This is a genomic window from Blastococcus sp. CCUG 61487 (assembly GCF_005222955.1).
Classification (GTDB): domain Bacteria; phylum Actinomycetota; class Actinomycetes; order Mycobacteriales; family Geodermatophilaceae; genus Blastococcus.
Genome location: NZ_LWUA01000147.1, coordinates 1 through 1,665 on the forward strand (window position 1 = coordinate 1; position 1,665 = coordinate 1,665).

General features: G+C 79.9%; 2 protein-coding genes. Both read right to left on the reverse strand.

Annotated features, from left to right (window positions below; genetic code table 11):
* Nucleotides 1–1,009, reverse strand: a 1,009-nt coding sequence (locus A6V29_RS08850) for a TadA family conjugal transfer-associated ATPase (RefSeq protein ID WP_137159958.1), incomplete at its 3' end; no start/stop codon positions are given.
* The coding region (locus tag A6V29_RS20795; protein WP_502700080.1) for a CpaE-like family protein at nucleotides 1,006–1,665 on the reverse strand (660 nt) is incomplete at its 5' end. The genes A6V29_RS08850 and A6V29_RS20795, both read right to left, overlap by 4 nt.

Genomic DNA, 1,665 nt, shown 5'->3' on the forward strand with positions numbered 1-1,665 from the left:
CCCCCCTCCCGGCCGCGCCCCGCCGCAGGTGGACGACGACGTCCAGCGCCGCGACCGCCTGGCTGTGCACGGCGGCCCGGTCGAGCCCCGCCGGCACGCCGAGGGCCTCCAGGCGGGCCGGCACCTCGCCGGGGCGGTTCGCGTGCAGGGTGCCGCACCCGCCCTCGTGCCCGGTGTTGAACGCCGCCAGCAGATCGGTCACCTCCGCGCCCCGGACCTCCCCGACGACCAGCCGGTCCGGGCGCATCCGGAGCGCCTGGCGCACCAGGTCGCGCAGCGTCACCTCCCCGACGCCCTCCACGTTCGGCGGACGCGTCACCAGGGAGACGACGTGCGGATGGCCCGGCGACAGCTCCGGCGCGTCCTCGCAGACGACGATCCGCTCGCCCGGCGCCACCGTGCCGAGCAGCGCGGAGAGCACCGTCGTCTTCCCCGACCCGGTGCCGCCGGTGACGAGGAAGGCCGACCGGCTCGCCACGAGCGCCCGCAGCAGCGCCGCGCTCTCGCCCGGGAACGTGCCGAGGGCGGCCAGCTCGTCCATGCCGAGCGAGCACCGGCGCAGCACCCGCAGCGACAGGCACGTGCTACCCGCCACCGGAGCGAGCACCGCGTGCAGCCGCGTCCCGTCCGGGAGGCCGGCGTCGACCCACGGCGAGGCGTCGTCGAGCCGCCGGCCGGCCGCCGCGGCCATCCGGACGGCGAGCCGGCGCACCGCCGCGTCGTCGTCGAAGGCGACCTCGGTGAGCTCCAGCCCCGCACCGCGGTCGATCCACACCCGGTCGGGGCCGGTGACCAGCACGTCGGTGACCCCCGGCAGCCGCAGCAGGGGGTCCAGCGGGCCGGCCCCGGCCAGTTCGGCGACCGCCCCGCGCACGGCGAGCAGGACCTCCTCGGGCCCCACCAGCCCGCCGCACTCCTCCCGGACGGCCGCGGCCACCTCGGCCGCGCTCGGCAGGCCCACCACCGGCGCCAGCCGGGCCCGCACCCGTTCCAGCAGCGGATCGGTCACCGCTGCTCCGAGACCCGGGCCAGAACCCGCCGTGCCACCGCGCCCAGGGGGGTGCGAGGACCGATCGAGGGGAGCTCGCCCCGCTCCTCCCGCGGTACCGCGCCGCGGTCGTGCGCCAGCTCGGCCAGGACCGGCCGGCCGATGACGTCCGCGACCTCACGGGCGACGAGCCCGCCGGGGACGGACCGCACGACCAGCTCCGCCGTCGCCCACGGCGACTCCGGCGCACCCACGAGCAGTCGGGCCGCGGTCGCCGCACGCAGCCGCGCCGGGACGACGAGCAGCGCGAGATCGGCCGCGGCGAGGACCGCCTCCGCGGGGGCTCCCGGCCCGTCCGCCCCCGGCCGCGGGAGGTCGGCCACCACCGCCCGACCGTCCGCGCGAGCCGCCCGGACGACCGCGTCCACGGCCTCGGCCGGCGGCCCGGTGCCCGCCTCACGGGCCGCGGCGAGCAGGTGGACGCCCGCGACCTCCGGGAGGGCGGCGACCAGGGCGTCCCCGGCGACCCGGCCCCGCAGCCCGGCGAGCTCCGGCCAGCGCAGGCCCTCGTCCCGCTCCGCGCCGAGGAGCAGGTCCAGCCCCGCGCCCCATCCGTCGGTGTCGACCAGCACCACGCCCGGGGCGGCGGCCACGGCCAGCGCCGCGGCCAGCGTGCT